The sequence below is a fragment of the Phocoenobacter uteri genome (genome assembly GCF_900454895.1).
Classification (GTDB): Bacteria; Pseudomonadota; Gammaproteobacteria; order Enterobacterales; family Pasteurellaceae; genus Phocoenobacter; species Phocoenobacter uteri.
This window is the reverse complement of the sequence record NZ_UGTA01000001.1, coordinates 300435-315842: the sequence shown is the minus strand read 5'-3', so window position 1 is coordinate 315842 and position 15408 is coordinate 300435. Positions and strand designations below refer to the sequence as shown.

At 39.0% G+C, this 15408-nt stretch carries 9 protein-coding genes; 3 read left to right on the top strand and 6 right to left on the bottom strand.

The genetic code is table 11. The features are described from left to right. Positions 1 to 7 precede the first annotated feature (7 nt). Together nrfB and nrfA are read right to left on the bottom strand one after the other, a co-directional pair. Positions 8 to 619: a cytochrome c nitrite reductase pentaheme subunit gene (nrfB, locus tag DYE60_RS01445; protein WP_115314857.1), complete on the bottom strand. Its 612-nt coding sequence runs from the start codon at positions 617 to 619 to the stop codon at positions 8 to 10. 99 nt (positions 620 to 718) lie between these two features. Then, a complete protein-coding gene (nrfA, locus tag DYE60_RS01440) occupies positions 719 to 2218 on the bottom strand; it encodes an ammonia-forming nitrite reductase cytochrome c552 subunit (RefSeq protein WP_115314856.1) in 1500 nt (499 codons plus the stop codon). Positions 2219 to 2600: 382 nt separating this feature from the next. On the opposite strand from nrfA, the gene DYE60_RS01435 reads away from it, so the two are divergent. Together DYE60_RS01435 and DYE60_RS01430 are read left to right on the top strand one after the other, a co-directional pair. Continuing rightward, positions 2601 to 4076 (top strand): leucyl aminopeptidase, encoded by a 1476-nt coding sequence (locus DYE60_RS01435; protein WP_115314855.1) that lies wholly within the window; start codon positions 2601 to 2603, stop codon positions 4074 to 4076. A 239-nt stretch (positions 4077 to 4315) separates the two neighbouring features. Further along, positions 4316 to 6268, top strand: a complete 1953-nt coding sequence (locus DYE60_RS01430) for a bifunctional 2',3'-cyclic-nucleotide 2'-phosphodiesterase/3'-nucleotidase (RefSeq protein WP_115314854.1) — start codon at positions 4316 to 4318, stop codon at positions 6266 to 6268. Between the two features lie 67 nt (positions 6269 to 6335). Here DYE60_RS01430 and DYE60_RS01425 read toward each other — a convergent pair whose 3' ends face one another. Next, a complete protein-coding gene (locus DYE60_RS01425; RefSeq protein ID WP_115314853.1) occupies positions 6336 to 7124 on the bottom strand; it encodes a MipA/OmpV family protein in 789 nt (262 codons plus the stop codon). A 399-nt stretch (positions 7125 to 7523) separates the two neighbouring features. Here DYE60_RS01425 and DYE60_RS01420 point away from each other — a divergent pair, with 399 nt between their 5' ends. Further along, positions 7524 to 9023: an aminoacyl-histidine dipeptidase gene (locus DYE60_RS01420; RefSeq protein WP_245942665.1), complete on the top strand. Its 1500-nt coding sequence runs from the start codon at positions 7524 to 7526 to the stop codon at positions 9021 to 9023. 66 nt (positions 9024 to 9089) lie between these two features. Here the strand turns inward: DYE60_RS01420 and DYE60_RS10365 are convergent, their stop codons facing one another. The 3 genes from DYE60_RS10365 to DYE60_RS10405 are packed head-to-tail and all read right to left on the bottom strand — an operon-like array spanning position 9090 to position 15301. Continuing rightward, complete coding sequence (locus DYE60_RS10365) at positions 9090 to 13952, bottom strand: YadA-like family protein (RefSeq protein WP_172460346.1); 4863 nt, start codon at positions 13950 to 13952, stop codon at positions 9090 to 9092. Next, a complete protein-coding gene (locus DYE60_RS01410) occupies positions 13945 to 15096 on the bottom strand; it encodes a hypothetical protein (protein WP_115314850.1) in 1152 nt (383 codons plus the stop codon). The genes DYE60_RS10365 and DYE60_RS01410 overlap by 8 nt, the downstream gene beginning before the upstream one ends. After that, complete coding sequence (locus tag DYE60_RS10405) at positions 15086 to 15301, bottom strand: ESPR domain-containing protein (protein WP_115314849.1); 216 nt, start codon at positions 15299 to 15301, stop codon at positions 15086 to 15088. The genes DYE60_RS01410 and DYE60_RS10405 overlap by 11 nt, the downstream gene beginning before the upstream one ends. Between the last annotated feature and the right edge of the window lie 107 nt (positions 15302 to 15408).

Genomic DNA, 15408 nt, shown 5'->3' with positions numbered 1-15408 from the left:
TGCCCTCTCAATGTGATTTCAACGGTGCGTGCTGAATTGTCGTACGCTGTTGCTGTTGTTTACTATGACAACTCACACAAAGTTTAACTTGTGCTTTTTTCTCAATGCCAACCATTGCCTCTTTTTCAGGGTGCAATGTATGACAAGCTGCACAAGGTAATTTCATTGCGTGAACATCGTGAGCCCATAATTTTTCACGTAATTTATCTGGATTATGGCAAGCAAAACAGACCTGATTTTGCTCTTCAACGGTGTACATTGTTGATGCTTTATTTTTCTGTGAGAAAATATCAGATTGAAAACGCATTACATCTTTCACACCTTTACGGTGATCTTCTGATATATTGCCGTGACAGCTTACACAAGTGATTGGTTTACCTGAATTAGGGCTTACTTGGGATAAATGCTTACCGTGAAATTTTCCTAAATGAAATTCCCCACCATTTTGGGTTTCATTGCTATCAAATTTATGACATTTCGCACAATATTGATTTGGATCTCGCTGATTTTCAAGCTGTGGCTCAAAACTCAACGATTCACTTGCATAAGCAGGCAAAACAAAAAGTAATAATGTTACACATACTATTTTTTGTAGAAAGTATTTTAAATTAAAAGTCATTTTTATTACCTCAATGTTGAATTTATATATCGCACCTTTATTCTCTAAATAACGATTAAATTATTATTTAATCGTAATAAAAGTGCGATTCCTTTTACATTATTTCGCTGGTGGCAATGTATCAATTAGGCCATTTTCCAACGCTTTTTTATTCCATTGAGGGATAACTTCTTTTAAGAACGCTGCTTTTTTCGCACGTTGTTTTTCAATATCAATACCCATTGCTTTCCACGCTTGTTCTGCGGTATCAATGTTTGGAATTTGAATTGGCAATTCAACACCGTGTTTAGTTAAAACAACTGCTAAGGCACTTCTTGCATCAGCAACACGATCTAAGCCAGAGCTGATTACTTTCAATAACACATCAGGAGCGTGCATATGACCACCGTGACTTGCTGCTGAGTAATCCCAACGCCATTGAGCGTGTCTAATTGCTTGTAATGCTTCTTTCATTTCTTCTTCTGTTGCACCCACTTCCCACGCTTTTTTCGCTTCAAAGTGTGCTTTCACAAGTTGATCTTCTAATTTAATTCTTGATTCTTGAACATCGTGTTTACGTGATTTCACGATAGCTTGTAATTTTTCTTTACTTTGATCGTGACAGTTTGCACAAGTGCTTTCAAAGGCATCAAATGGATTACCAATTTGATGGTCGGTATATACTTTACCATCTGCACCTTTCACTTTAGGCATATGGCAATCGATACAAGTTACACCATTTTTACCGTGCATACCCATTGACCAAATTTCAAAATCTGGGTGCTGTGCTTTTAACATTGGTGCTTTTGAAATAGAGTGCGTCCAGTCTTTGAATTTAATGTCATCATAGTATTTTTCCATGCTATCTACATCTGTACCATTAAACCAAGGGAACACAACGTTATTTACTGCTTTTGGATCAAAATAATATTCAACGTGACAGTTAGCACATACTGCGGTGCGTTTGCCGTCTCTGTCTAATTTATCAAAATCTTGACCAATCACCTCTAATGCACGTAAAACGTGTGGACGAGCAATATTTAAACTTGGTTTACCTTCGGCAAATTCCTTAGAGCGAGTGTCGTGACAGTCTGCACAACCCACAGAGTTGACGATTTCACTCCCCGCTTTGAACCATTTTCCTGAAAAATATTCTTTTTCACCCCATTTAGCAATTAAACGTGGTACATCAGGACCTTTACAGGTCCAGCAAGACATTGGCATTGGACCATCTTTGTCTGAACGAGGTGCACCTGTACGCAAAATATTACGCACATCTGTTACCGTATAAAAGTGACCACGAGGTTTGTTATATTCGTGAGAGAATAAATAACCGCCCCATAAAACAATCATTCGAGGATCTTCTTCAATCGCTGGAGTCGCTTCGGTGCTTTCTGAAGTTTTGTACCAAGAATTGTATTGTTTAGGATATTTTTCAGCAAACTGCTCATTTTTTGCTTGAATTTGAATGTCATTCGCTTTCGCGAGTTCTTCTGCTGGAACAGGTTTTTTACCACTTTTTGTCGTATATTCTGAATCTGCTGCAAAAGCATTCTGCATAGAAAAGAAAGTAAACCCTGCAATCGTTAATGTTAATAACGATCTTCTAAGTTTAGTCATAATAATCACCCCATAAAAAATTTTATATAAAACAACAATGAGAAAAATTCTCATTAAAAACAAATAGATAACCTATTTCAAATATGATAAATAAATTACTAATAAAATCATCTAGTATCTAAAAATAAATGCCCTTTTATTGTTCTATATCAGTTTTTAAGCGGTTTTATTTCTCAGCCGAGCAAAAACACATCAAAACAAGATGATAATTTATAATAAAACCGATGATAATAATTACGCTTTATGATGAAAGTAAAAGGGAAACCTTGTACTTATCCCTTAAATTATTCATAATAAAAATCGCTAAGATTCATTTTCTACTTGCAATTTAGTATAAAAAGAATACTTTTACTTCCGAACAAAAATAAATAAGGAAAATACAATGAAATTTCATTCAGAAAGCTTAAATGTTACTCAAAAAACCGACTGCCTTGTGGTTGGAATTTATGAAAATGCGGAATTCTCAGTAAATGCTGAAAAAGTCGATCAAGCAACAGCTCACTATTTATCTGATTTACTTAAAAGTGGCGATTTTAAAGGAAAGCTGGCTGAAACATTGCTTGTTCATACCCCAAATCAACCTTTTACTCGCCTATTATTAGTGGGTTGTGGTAAAAAAGCCCCTTTAAATGAAACCCAGTACAAAAAAATCATTAAAGCGGTTGTACAAACCTTAAAAAGCACCACTGCACAACATATCCATTTATTATTAAATGATATTGAAATCAAAGATCGTAATGAATATTGGGCGGTACGTTTTGCGATTGAAAGCATTTCAGAAGCCTTATACGACTATGATGAATTCAAAAGCACCAAAGCAGAACCAACGCAATTAGCAAAATTCTGTTTTAACAGTGAAAATCTCGCTGAAACAGAAAAAGCGATTCAACACGCACAAGCGGTCGCATTAGGGGTAAAATTTGCAAAAAATGTCGCAAACTGCCCACCAAATGTGTGTAACCCAGCCTACCTTGCAGAATTAGCAAAAGGATTAGACAGCGAATATTCTCAAATCAGTACTACTATTGTTGATGAAACCCAAATGGCAGAGCTAAAAATGAACAGCTATTTAGCCGTTTCTCGTGGTTCTGAAAACCCAGCTTATATGTCAATTATCGAATATAAAAATGCCCCAAATCCTGACGCAAAACCTATCGTGTTAGTGGGTAAAGGTTTAACTTTTGACTCAGGCGGTATCTCAATTAAACCTTCTGCGGCAATGGACGAAATGAAATACGATATGGGCGGTGCGGCATCGGTTTACGGTACAATGAAAGCTGTTGCTGAATTGCAATTACCGATCAACGTTATTGGTGTATTAGCAGGATGTGAAAATATGCCTGATGGCAAGGCTTATCGCCCGGGTGATATTCTAACCACAATGTCAGGAAAAACCGTTGAAGTATTAAATACGGATGCCGAAGGTCGCCTTGTACTTTGTGACGCATTAACCTATGTTGAACGTTTTGAACCTGAATGTGTGATCGACATCGCAACCCTAACAGGTGCTTGTGTGGTTGGTTTAGGTCACGTAAATACTGGCTTGATCTCAAAAGACGATCAATTTGTGGATCAACTACTTAACGCCTCAAAACAAGCTCACGACTATACTTGGCGTTTACCGATGAATGAAGAATATCAAGATGATTTAAAATCTAACTTTGCGGATTTGGCAAACGTGGGTAGCCGTGCGGGTGGTGCAATCACAGCGGGAATTTTCTTGTCTAACTTTACCGAAAACTACACTTGGGCTCACTTAGATATCGCGGGAACAGCGTGGCAATCAGGTGCAGCAAAAGGGGCAACAGGTCGCCCTGTACCACTTTTAACCCAATTTTTAATCAATAAAGCACAATAAACCTTGCTTATTTTCCCCTTAAAATTGTTCTAATTTTGAGGGGATAGCAACAAAAATAACAACATACCACCTTGAAATTGCTATATTTTTACCCTTCTTAACAACTATTTTTTAATTTTGTGATCTTTCTCACACAATCTTATATAGAAAAGATAGCTTTTTCCCTTATTTAAAGTATAAAATCCTCTCCTGAATTCAATTCACCCTTTTTTATCCTCAATGTTTGATACGGAGAAGTTATGAAAACAACATTAAAACCATTAGCCCTAATAACCCTTGCGATGTTTGGTACAGCCTACGCTGAAACCTTAGATTTGCGTATTATCGAAACAACGGATTTACACACCAATATTATGGACTATAACTATTATCGTGATCAGCCAGCGTCCGATCTTGGTTTAGTTCGTGCTGCTTCTTTAATTAAACAAGCTCGCAGTGAAGTTGCAAACAGTGTACTTGTTGATAATGGCGATTTATTGCAAGGTAGCCCAATGGGGGATTATGTTGCGGCAACAGGCGTGAAAGAAGGTTCTATCCACCCAGTTTATAAAGTGATGAACGAACTTAATTATGACGCAGCAAATATCGGTAACCACGAGTTTAACTATGGTTTAGATTATTTAATGAACTCTCTAAAAGGGGCAAACTTCCCTTATGTGAACTCAAATGTATTTGACGCAAAAACAGGTAAGCACTTATTCACCCCTTATGTTATCAAAGAACATAAATTTAAAGATCAAAAAGGCAATGAACAAACCGTTAAAATCGGTTATATCGGTTTTGTACCACCACAAATTTTAGTGTGGGATAAGAAAAATCTAGACGGCAAAGTGACCGTTAAAGATATCAAAGAAACCGCCGAAGAATTAGTACCAAAAATGAAAGCCGAAGGTGCAGATGTCATTATCGCTATCCCACACTCTGGTGTTTCATCACAAAAACATTCTCAAAAAGCAGAAAACTCAGCGGCATACCTTGCTGACGTAAAAGGCATTGACGCGATCACATTCGGACACTCTCACGCGGTATTCCCAAGTGCTGATTTTGCTAACATCCCAAATGCAGACATTGAAAAAGGCACAATCAACGGCGTACCTGCTGTAATGCCAGGACGTTGGGGAAGCCATATTGGTGTGGTTGATTTAACTCTTTCTAACGATTCAGGCAAATGGGAAGTGAAAGACGGAAAAGCAACAACACGTGCGATTTACAATAAAAAAGAGCGTAAAGCATTAGTAGAAGGCGAACAGCATTTACGTGACGTGATTGCAGAAGATCACAAAGGCACGCGTGATTTCGTAAACCAACCAGTGGGCGAATCTGACGCACCAATGTACTCTTTCTTAGCCCTTGTACAAGATGATCCAACAGTTCAAATTGTCAACTTAGCACAAAAAGATTACGTTGAACGCTTTGTTCAAGGCGATGCAAACTTAGCAAATATCCCTGTATTATCAGCGGCAGCACCGTTTAAAACTGGTGGACGTAAAAACGATCCAACCAACTATACCGAAGTAGAAAAAGGTAAATTAACATTCAGAAATGCAGCGGATTTATACTTGTATCCAAACACCTTGACCGTATTAAAAATTAACGGTCAAGAATTAAAAGAGTGGTTAGAATGCTCTGCGGGTATGTTCCACCAAATCGATCCAACCAATAAAAATGAGCAAGCACTGTTAGATTATGACGGTTTCAGAAGTTATAACTTTGACGTGATTGACGGCGTGAATTATCAAATTGATGTAACGCAACCAAAACGTTATGACGGAAATTGCAAACTTCAAAATGAAAATGCACAACGTATTGTAAACCTGACTTATAAAGGTAAAGCGATCGATCCAAAACAAGAATTCTTAATGGCAACCAATAACTATCGTGCCTTTGGTGGAAAATTTGCTGGAACGGATAAAGCACACCTTGCATTCTCATCACCTGATGAAAACCGCACAGTGGTTGCTGACTACATTCGTCGCGTATCAAAAGAGAAAGGTCAAATTTCGCCATCAGCAGATAAAAACTGGAGCTTTAAACTTATCAACACACCTGATTTAAAAATTATGGTAGAAAGCTCACCAAGTGAAAAAGCAGCGAAATTCATTGAAACTAACAGTCGTTACCCAATGAAACAAATGGGAACAGATGAAAATGGTTTTGCTCGCTACTATATTGATTTAAGTCGTGAAAAATAAAACTAAATTTATCTCAAATTGATAATAATAAGGCATCTTAATGATGCCTTATTTTTTATACCTATTACTAAAAACTATACAAATAGCTCACACCTACTTGATAAATATGATCAGCTTCAACCAAAGGACTCTTCTTGATCTTATCAGAAAGTTTTTTGTAGTCTAACGAGCTAACAATCATTGAATGATCATTGATAGGATAAATAGCTGAGACTTGAGCCACACTGCTCCAACTTCCTTTTGCATTGTACGCTTTTCTATGCACTGTCGCTTCACTGTCTGCCACACCATAACGATACTGACTCAATTTATCATTTTCATATTCAGCACCAACCTGCCCTTGAAGTATCATTGAACCGATGGTAACAAACTGGCTTACCCCCAGAGTTGTTCCCCAGCCTTTATGGCGATGAGAAATATCTTTAGAAACTCGCATTCCTAAAGTCAATATATCACCGATTTGATAACCTGCCTCAAGACCAAAATCCACATAGCTTTTACGTTTTAAACCCTCAAATTTATCATTCTTAGGAAACTCCATACCCGCTTGGTAAGAAATATGGGTAGATAATTCAAAATCATCATTTCCAATCATATCGCTAAAATCATAACCAACGCTACTCGTATCTATAAAAAAATTATTCCAACTCATCGTTCCAGTAAATTGTGGTTTGAACTTTGCTTTTTTCTTATAAGGCGAATTTTCAGATAATACGCCCGCACCGACCATAAAATGAATGCCATCATCATTATTGGCATTTAATAGTGGATTTTTAGCAATAACTGAAGTTGAAAGAGAGGCAAATAAAGTAGTGACAAATGTTGCTTTTAACAAAGCAGAATGTTTTCTTTTCAAGGTATACTCCTTATACAAATGAATGAAATCCAAACATAAAAATAAGCGTCATATTTTGCAAATTTTCACAAAAAAATGACCGCTTAGGATAGGAATTATATTCTTTTTCACTCACCATAAAAAACAAGTCCGACGAGCTATCCTCGTAAATTGCCGTAATTTTGCATACATACCCTCTTAGCGAATAATTCGCTCTCCACTCCATCAATTCAGGGCAACGGCTTTTCATATAGACCAAATATTATGACAAAATTAAAATCATATATTAGTGCGAGAATTTGCAAATTTTCATAAAAAAATGACCGCTTCGGAACAAATTATATTGTTTTACCACAATGATAAAACGGTTCTATTTTATAAAATATTGACTATAATCCTTGTTATCCAACGCTTCTAATAATGAGAAATATTATGCATCACAACATCAAACAGACAGACATAGCCAAGCTTCAGCCAACCTTGCTCTGGCAATGGTTTGACCGCATTTGTGCGATTCCCCACCCCTCCTATTATGAAGAACAACTTGCTTGTTTTATTGTTGATTGGGCAAAATCTCGTTCGCTTTTTGTGGAGCGTGATGAAGTCGGAAATGTGCTGATCCGTAAACCTGCAACGCAAGGAATGGAAAATCGCCAAACGGTGATTATTCAAGCTCATATTGATATGGTGCATCAATCCAATGACGGCACAAATCACGATTTTCACAAAGACCCTATTCAGCCCTATCTTGATGGCGACTGGGTAACCGCCCAAAATACAACCTTAGGAGCTGATAATGGCATTGGTATGGCATCCTGTTTAGCGTTGTTAGAAAGCACCGATATTGCTCACCCCAACTTGGAAATTTTGCTGACCGTAGAAGAAGAAACCTCAATGCGAGGGGCAATGCTATTGCGTAAGGATTGGTTACAGGGGGATATTTTAATCAATACTGACACCGAAGATATTGGCGAAATTTATATCGGCTGTGCGGCAGGCACAAACGTGAGTTTTAATATTCCTCTTCAATACGAAACCAATCGATTTGATGATGGGATTCAGCTTTCTCTCAAAGGGCTAAGCGGTGGGCATTCAGGCTTTGATATCCACACCACAAAAGCCAGTGCGATTAAACTAATGGCTCGTTTTTTAATGGCATTAAAACAGCATTTTGATTTTCAACTTATTGATATTCAAGGAGGAAATGCTCATAATGCGATACCTCGTGAAGCGGTGATTTTTTTAGCATTTTTTGCAAAAGATCGAAAAAAAATGACCGCTTATATCAAAAATTTTGAAGCTATGTTACAAAAAGAGCTTGCGATTGCTGAGCCTAAGTTACATTTTCTCATTGAAGAAATATCGTCTAAAACACAAAGTAAGCAAATATTTACATCTAATTCAACGCACAATGTAATCCACGCATTAACACTGTTACCCAATGGCTTAATACGTAAAAGTGATCATTTTGACGGTGTAACAGAAAGTTCATTAAGTACTGGCGTGTTAAAAACTGAAAATAATCAAGTTTGTGCGATTATTCTGATTCGTACTTTGTTTGACAGTGGTCGATTGGAAATTCAAGACAAGCTACAATCCTTAGCAGAATTAGTCGGGGCAGAACTGGATTATTTTGGACATTATGCAGGTTGGACACCCGATCTTAATTCCAATATCACTAAAATAACCAAGCACGTTTATGATAAATTACTCGGTGATGAGACAAAAATAAAAGTGGTTCACGCAGGCTTTGAATGTGGCTTTTTAAAACAAAATTATCCGCATATTGATATGGTTTCCATCGGCCCAACCATTCGCTACCCTCACTCGCCTGATGAAAAAGTGCATATTCCATCAGTCAAAATTTATTGGGAATTATTAGTTAAATTGCTTGAAAATATACCGTTAAAATCGAACTAAAAAATAATCCCCTCCGAAACCAGAGGGGATTAGCTCATAAAATAAGAGACTATCTTACTTTTTTATTTACCATTGGTATCCAGCACCGAATGTTGCACCAACATCTCCGCTAGAGCTTGAGTTGATCGATCCTTTAATGATCCATTTACCACTATCTGAAATAGTTGAAAGACCAATTGCAAGACCGGTTTCACCTTTATAAGTAGATCCAGCAGCTGACACCATACTATGACCCGCTAGGTAAGCCTGAGGTAATCCCGCTGTTGCCATTGCAGATGAGATACCAGCCTTCGTATATTTTTCAATACTACCGACTTTATTTTCGATATTTGTGATTGACTCCTTAACTTCATTAAGTTGAGAAACATTCACTGCATCGCCAGGTGCTTGACCTCTCGCCACGCCTTGGATTCTATTGCCCCCCATATTGATATTCATCTTAACCCCTTCTTTAACAGTTATACTATTTTTAGAAAGAGTAATAGCACCATTGCCTTTGTTACCAATACGACCAATAGAGATCTTATCAAACTCAACTCTTGATGACGCAGATGTAACTAATGCCGAATTGTGTCCTTTCAGTTCGGTTAGGAATTCATCTTCTGACTTATTCGCATTACCGGCTTTGCCTTTCCAAATCTCATAAGCAGATTTACCATCTTTTCCATTAACGCCATCCTTACCGTCTTTACCTTTTAATTCAGCTAGGAATTGCTCTTCTGATTTACCAGCGTTGCCTGCTTTTCCTTTCCAAATTTCGTAGGCTGACTTACCGTTTTCTCCGTTAACGCCATTTGATCCATCTTGACCTTTCAACTCAGCGAGGAATTGCTCTTTTGATTTACCAGAATTACCGGCTTTCTCTTTCCAAATTTCATAGGCTGACTTACCGTTCTGTCCGTTAATGCCGTTTGAGCCATCACGTCCATCTTGACCTTTCAATTCAGCGAGGAATTGCTCTTCTGATTTACCAGCGTTACCTGCTTTTCCTTTCCAAATTTCATAGGCTGACTTACCGTTCTGTCCGTTAACGCCGTTTGCACCATCACGTCCATCTTGACCTTTCAATTCAGCAAGGAATTGCTCTTCTGATTTACCAGCGTTACCTGCTTTTCCTTTCCAAATTTCATAGGCTGACTTACCGTTTTCTCCGTTAACGCCATTTGATCCATCACGTCCATCTTGACCTTTCAATTCAGCTAAGAATTGCTCTTCTGACTTACCAGCATTGCCTGCTTTTCCTTTCCAAATTTCATAGGCTGACTTACCGTTTTCTCCGTTAACGCCATTTGCTCCATCACGTCCATCTTGACCTTTTAATTCAGCTAAGAATTGCTCTTCTGATTTACCAGCGTTGCCTGCTTTTCCTTTCCAAATTTCATAGGCTGACTTACCGTTCTGTCCGTTAACGCCGTTTGAGCCATCTTGACCAGCTGCTCCGGTATCGCCTTTTTCACCTTTTAATGAAGCAAGGAAATCTTCTTCTGATTTATTGGTGTTGCCATTTTTAGCTTTCCAAATTTCGTAAGCAGATTTACCGTTAGTTCCTGCTGTACCATTTTGACCATCACGTCCGTCTTGACCAGCTGCTCCGGTATCACCTTTTTCACCTTTTAATGAAGCAAGGAATTCTTCTTCTGATTTATTGGTGTTGCCATTTTTAGCTTTCCAAATGTCATAAGCAGATTTACCGTCTTGTCCATTAGTTCCAGCTGTACCGTTTTGACCGTCACGTCCATCCTGACCAGCTGCTCCAGTATCGCCTTTTTCACCTTTTAATGAAGCAAAGAAGTCGTCTTTGGATTTACGCTCATTACCTTTTTTATCTCTCCAAATTTCATAAGCGGATTTTCCATCACGTCCATCACGACCATTTGCACCAGCTTGACCTGTTTCACCAGTATCACCCTTGTCACCTTTTAATGAGGCTAAGAAGTCGTCTTCCGATTTACCCTTATTGCCATCTTTTTTCAACCAGATATCATAGGCGGATTTACCGTTTTGACCATTTTGTCCATTTCCAGCAACACCATCTTGACCATCGCGTCCGTCACGTCCCGCAGGTCCTCTTTCGCCAGTATCTCCTTTTTCACCTTTCAATGAAGCAAGGAATTGCTCTTTTGACTTATCAGTATTACCAGTTTCCTCTTTCCAGATGTCATAGGCGGATTTACCATCTTGTCCAGCAGCACCGTCTTGTCCAGCAGCACCGTCTTGTCCATCACGACCTGCTTGACCAGCTTCACCAGTATCACCCTTGTCACCTTTTAGTGAGGCTAGGAAGTCGTCTTTGGACTTACGCTCATTACCTTGTTTATCTCTCCAAATTTCATAAGCGGATTTTCCATCGCGTCCATCACGTCCGTCACGACCATTTGTACCAGCTTGGCCAGTTTCACCAGTATCGCCTTTTTCACCTTTCAATGAAGCAAGGAATTGCTCTTTGGATTTATCTCCATTACCTGCTTCCTCTTTCCAGATGTCGTAGGCGGATTTACCGTCTCGTCCGTTAGTACCGTCTCTTCCTGCTGTACCATCTTGACCATCTCTTCCTGGTGCACCGTCACGTCCGTTTTGACCTGGATCGCCTTTTTCACCTTTTAATGAGGCTAGAAACTCATCTTCCGATTTATCATTATTGCCATTTTTGCCTCTCCAAATTTCGTAGGCAGATTGGCCATTTTGTCCAGCAGCACCGTCACGTCCGTCACGACCAGCTTGACCAGTTTCGCCAGTATCACCTTTGTCACCTTTCAATGAAGCGAGGAAATCGTCTTCTGACTTACTGCCATTGCCGTTTTTCTCTCTCCAGATATCATAGGCGGATTTGCCGTTTTGTCCGTTAGTACCGTCTCTTCCTGCTGTACCAGCTTGACCATCTCTTCCAGCTGCTCCGTCACGTCCGTTTTGACCTGGATCGCCTTTTTCACCTTTCAATGAAGCGAGGAATTCTGCTTTTGATTTACTATCATTGCCAGTTTCCTCTTTCCAAATGTCGTAAGCGGATTGACCATTTTGTCCGTCAGCACCGTTTTGTCCAGCAACGCCATCGCGTCCGTCACGTCCAGCTTGACCTGGATCACCCTTGTCACCTTTAAAATTCGGATCATTTTTTAGTGCCTCTTTATCAAGCGTAATTAAAGCAATTTCTTGATCATCTTTAATTTTTTTCTCAACTTTTAAGCCGTCACCAAAATCAAAGGCTAGTTTTTTCAAGTCGAAATCACTCACTTTTTGACCTTGAGTATAAGTATCACTTGAAGAATGACCGCCACTAAAGAATGGTACAGAAGAGAGGGCTAAAATAGAATCTTTATTAAACTTGATCGCATCGTGAATGGTGGTTTGTCCTGTATCACCAATATTGTTGAAAGTCAGTATGCCGCCTTCACCTAACTGAGTATTTCCACCAAAAATAGTTTTGACAGAATTTGCCACGTTTCCGATCACTTTTTGGGTAGCAAACAGTTGTGAACCATTGATTGCATCGGTTGACTCAGCTGAAATAGCCCCCGCTGCCACATTCACAATTTGTTTTTCTTTTCCTTTTTTACCAATAGAAAGCACGCCATCAGGTTCGCCGGCAAAAGTGCCATATTTGATGCCCTCTACGGTAACCTCATTCACGTCTGCAAATGCTTTTGTTTCGGCTTCACTACCCAGTGCCACCGATTTAGCGTGGTTAGCCACAGCATCAAAACCTAGTGAAAGGGTTTTATCTTCAAGAGCTTTAGCACGATAACCCACAGCCACCGCTTCTTCACCCATCATTTTTGTGTTGAAGATGAAATTAGCAAGTTCTCCTAATGGATTAGGCATACTATCAAACAGTTCATCCAAAACCGCCATCGTTTCATCCGAAACACGACCATATTCTAAACCCAATGCCATATCTTCTGTCACTTCTGTACGAAGTGAAATACCTTTACTTGCAACAAATGCATCAATGATTTTTTTAAAGGTACCTGGTTGCCCCAATACATCTAATATACCGAGCTTAGCATCCCATCTTCCAGAGCTAACGATAAAATTAGCCAATTCTTTATTTACTTCTTCAGGAGTCGGTAAACCTAACTTATCAGATAGGTTTTTCAATATAGCTATTACTTCCTCGTCAGCCTCAAGTGTATAGGCATTCAAAGACATCTCATCTGTTACTGGCACATCAAGTGAGATACCTTTGCTTGCAGCAAATTCGTCAATAATTTTTTTAAATTCACCTTTTTTACTAAGTACAGATAATGCACCTGCATTGCTTATCTGCTTCGGTAGTAGAGAGCCGACAATTGGTGAATAACTTTCCATTTCTAGATATTCCATTAAGTTGTAATAAAACTCAGGAACTGATTTAGATAGCTCCTCAATCACAGCTCTAGATCCTCCCTGAAAAGTTTGTGCATGAAGGTCTGCAGACATCTCATCATTCAGTGGTGTCTTAAGTTCAATACGCTTCAGTGTCGCAAACTCCTCAATGATTTTTTTAAATTCACCTTTTCGAGTGAGTGGTTCCAATAAATCAATACCTTTGTCATATGTTTTTTGACTATTAAGCATAAAAACAGACAGCTCTCTCAGTAGAGGTTTATCTAGCTTCTGTTCTAACTCCCAGAATACCTCTTCTGCCCCATCTTCAGACTTACGCTCATGAACGTCAATAGCCATACTTTCTGTTACACGGTGTTCAAGTATAATGCCTTTACTTGCAGCAAAATCTTCAATAATTTCTTTAAATACGCCTCTTTGACTCAATCCACCCAGAATACCAAACTCAGTTTTAGGTGATGTTATTTTACCTGCGACTGTCTCAAGACCTAAAGCAATTGAACCGGGAGTATAAGCTGTTCCACCTTTTTTGATTGAGTGAAATATTTGATCAGCATGGTATCTGGGGTCAACATAGCCCCCCAAACCAGCAATAGCTCTATGCATTATCACCGGTGGTGCAGGCATAGGTATAAGAACACCAATCCCCCCCCCCCGCAATTGATCCTGAACCAATAGCAAGGGAATGTGCCCCAAATGCCGTTGAAGTATCCCCTAATGCTTCAGTTGAATGCCCTAATGCTGTAGAAACATCCCCTCCTGCGATAGTTTCTACTCCACTTGCTGTAGAAGCTGTTCCATAAGCAAGAGACTCCATACCTCTTGCTATTGATGCTCTGCCTACTGAAGCGGAGGCCTCTCCTATTGCCATTGAGTTGTGGCCAAAGGTTGTTGCCCAATTTCCCATCGCCATAGAATAGTCACCTAACGTTCTAGCATGCAATCCTGTCGTCATTGATGCTTCCCCCCACGCACTAGTATCAAAACCCGCTGCTAAGGTATATAAACCACCAGCAAGTGTCTGTTTCCCTATTGCGGTAGAAGCATGAGCAGCGGCTCTTGTTCGTATCCCCATCGCCGTAGCAGCTGAAGAATCAGCAAAGGTGCTTTCCCCCATAGCAACAGCATAGGAACCACTTGTTCTATTCCCTACGCCACCAAGTACTGCAGAATATGCCCCAGTTACTACATTTCCTGCACCACCGCCAATAAAACCGCCACCACCAGTTTTAATTATATTGTTGTATCCTCCAACAATGGTTGAACCAACATTTTGAGTATAAATTGATTGGTATCGTGGTCGCAGAGGATCATACTCATCAAAGAGTAAATTTCCCATATCATCATATTCGAAGATGTCAGTAGTACCAATATAAGGTTCATCTCCGTCACGTATTAAATTTTTATTACCACCACCAATAAAAGAATATTTTCGGGATATACTATTGTTCATCCCTCCCACAATGGCAGAAGATCGACCATCAATCTGAGTGATTTTATGTGTTTTTTCCCCACCAAGTATCGTCGAATCTTGATCACCATCGTATGTATATGCGTGAAACTGAGAGTGTGGGTTCACAATAGCAATCATTGTAGGATCGGATAGTTCGAGGTTACTGGCTAGTTTTACTAGTTTTTCTAATTGTTCTTTTACTTGTTCAAGCTCCTGAACTTTTGCTTTAAGTGCATTTAACTCGGCTTGCTCATCATCAGTAAGCGTCGCCATCGCCGTGCCTGCACTAAACAGCATTGATACAATTAACGCAATTTTTGTAAATTTTGGAAAAAATGTAACCGCTTGTGTGGGTGAAGAATGAGAAGATGAGGAAGTTTGAAGATGAGGAAGTTTGAAGATGAGTTGATGTTTGAGATTTTGTTCTGCCTCTTGTTAATTCCGAAACAGCTATAAAGGTTTGAGTGGTTTTATTAAAAATCACTTTATATATTTTATTCATATTATTTTATCCTTATAGAAAACCCTCTCCTGAGAATAAAAAAACTCAAATAAATCCATTTAAAAAATTGAGATCTTTAGTTATAAAGACAATATAAATTATAATTA

Excerpts from the sequence above, each read along its gene's own strand:
- nrfB (WP_115314857.1), bottom strand. The coding sequence starts at position 619 with ATGACTTTTAATTTAAAATACTTTCTACAAAAAATAGTATGTGTAACA.
- nrfA (WP_115314856.1), bottom strand. The coding sequence starts at position 2,218 with ATGACTAAACTTAGAAGATCGTTATTAACATTAACGATTGCAGGGTTT.
- DYE60_RS01435 (WP_115314855.1), top strand. The coding sequence starts at position 2,601 with ATGAAATTTCATTCAGAAAGCTTAAATGTTACTCAAAAAACCGACTGC.
- DYE60_RS01430 (WP_115314854.1), top strand. The coding sequence starts at position 4,316 with ATGAAAACAACATTAAAACCATTAGCCCTAATAACCCTTGCGATGTTT.
- DYE60_RS01420 (WP_245942665.1), top strand. The coding sequence starts at position 7,524 with ATGAGAAATATTATGCATCACAACATCAAACAGACAGACATAGCCAAG.
- DYE60_RS10365 (WP_172460346.1), bottom strand. The coding sequence starts at position 13,952 with ATGCATAGAGCTATTGCTGGTTTGGGGGGCTATGTTGACCCCAGATAC.
- DYE60_RS01410 (WP_115314850.1), bottom strand. The coding sequence starts at position 15,096 with ATGCTGTTTAGTGCAGGCACGGCGATGGCGACGCTTACTGATGATGAG.
- DYE60_RS10405 (WP_115314849.1), bottom strand. The coding sequence starts at position 15,301 with ATGAATAAAATATATAAAGTGATTTTTAATAAAACCACTCAAACCTTT.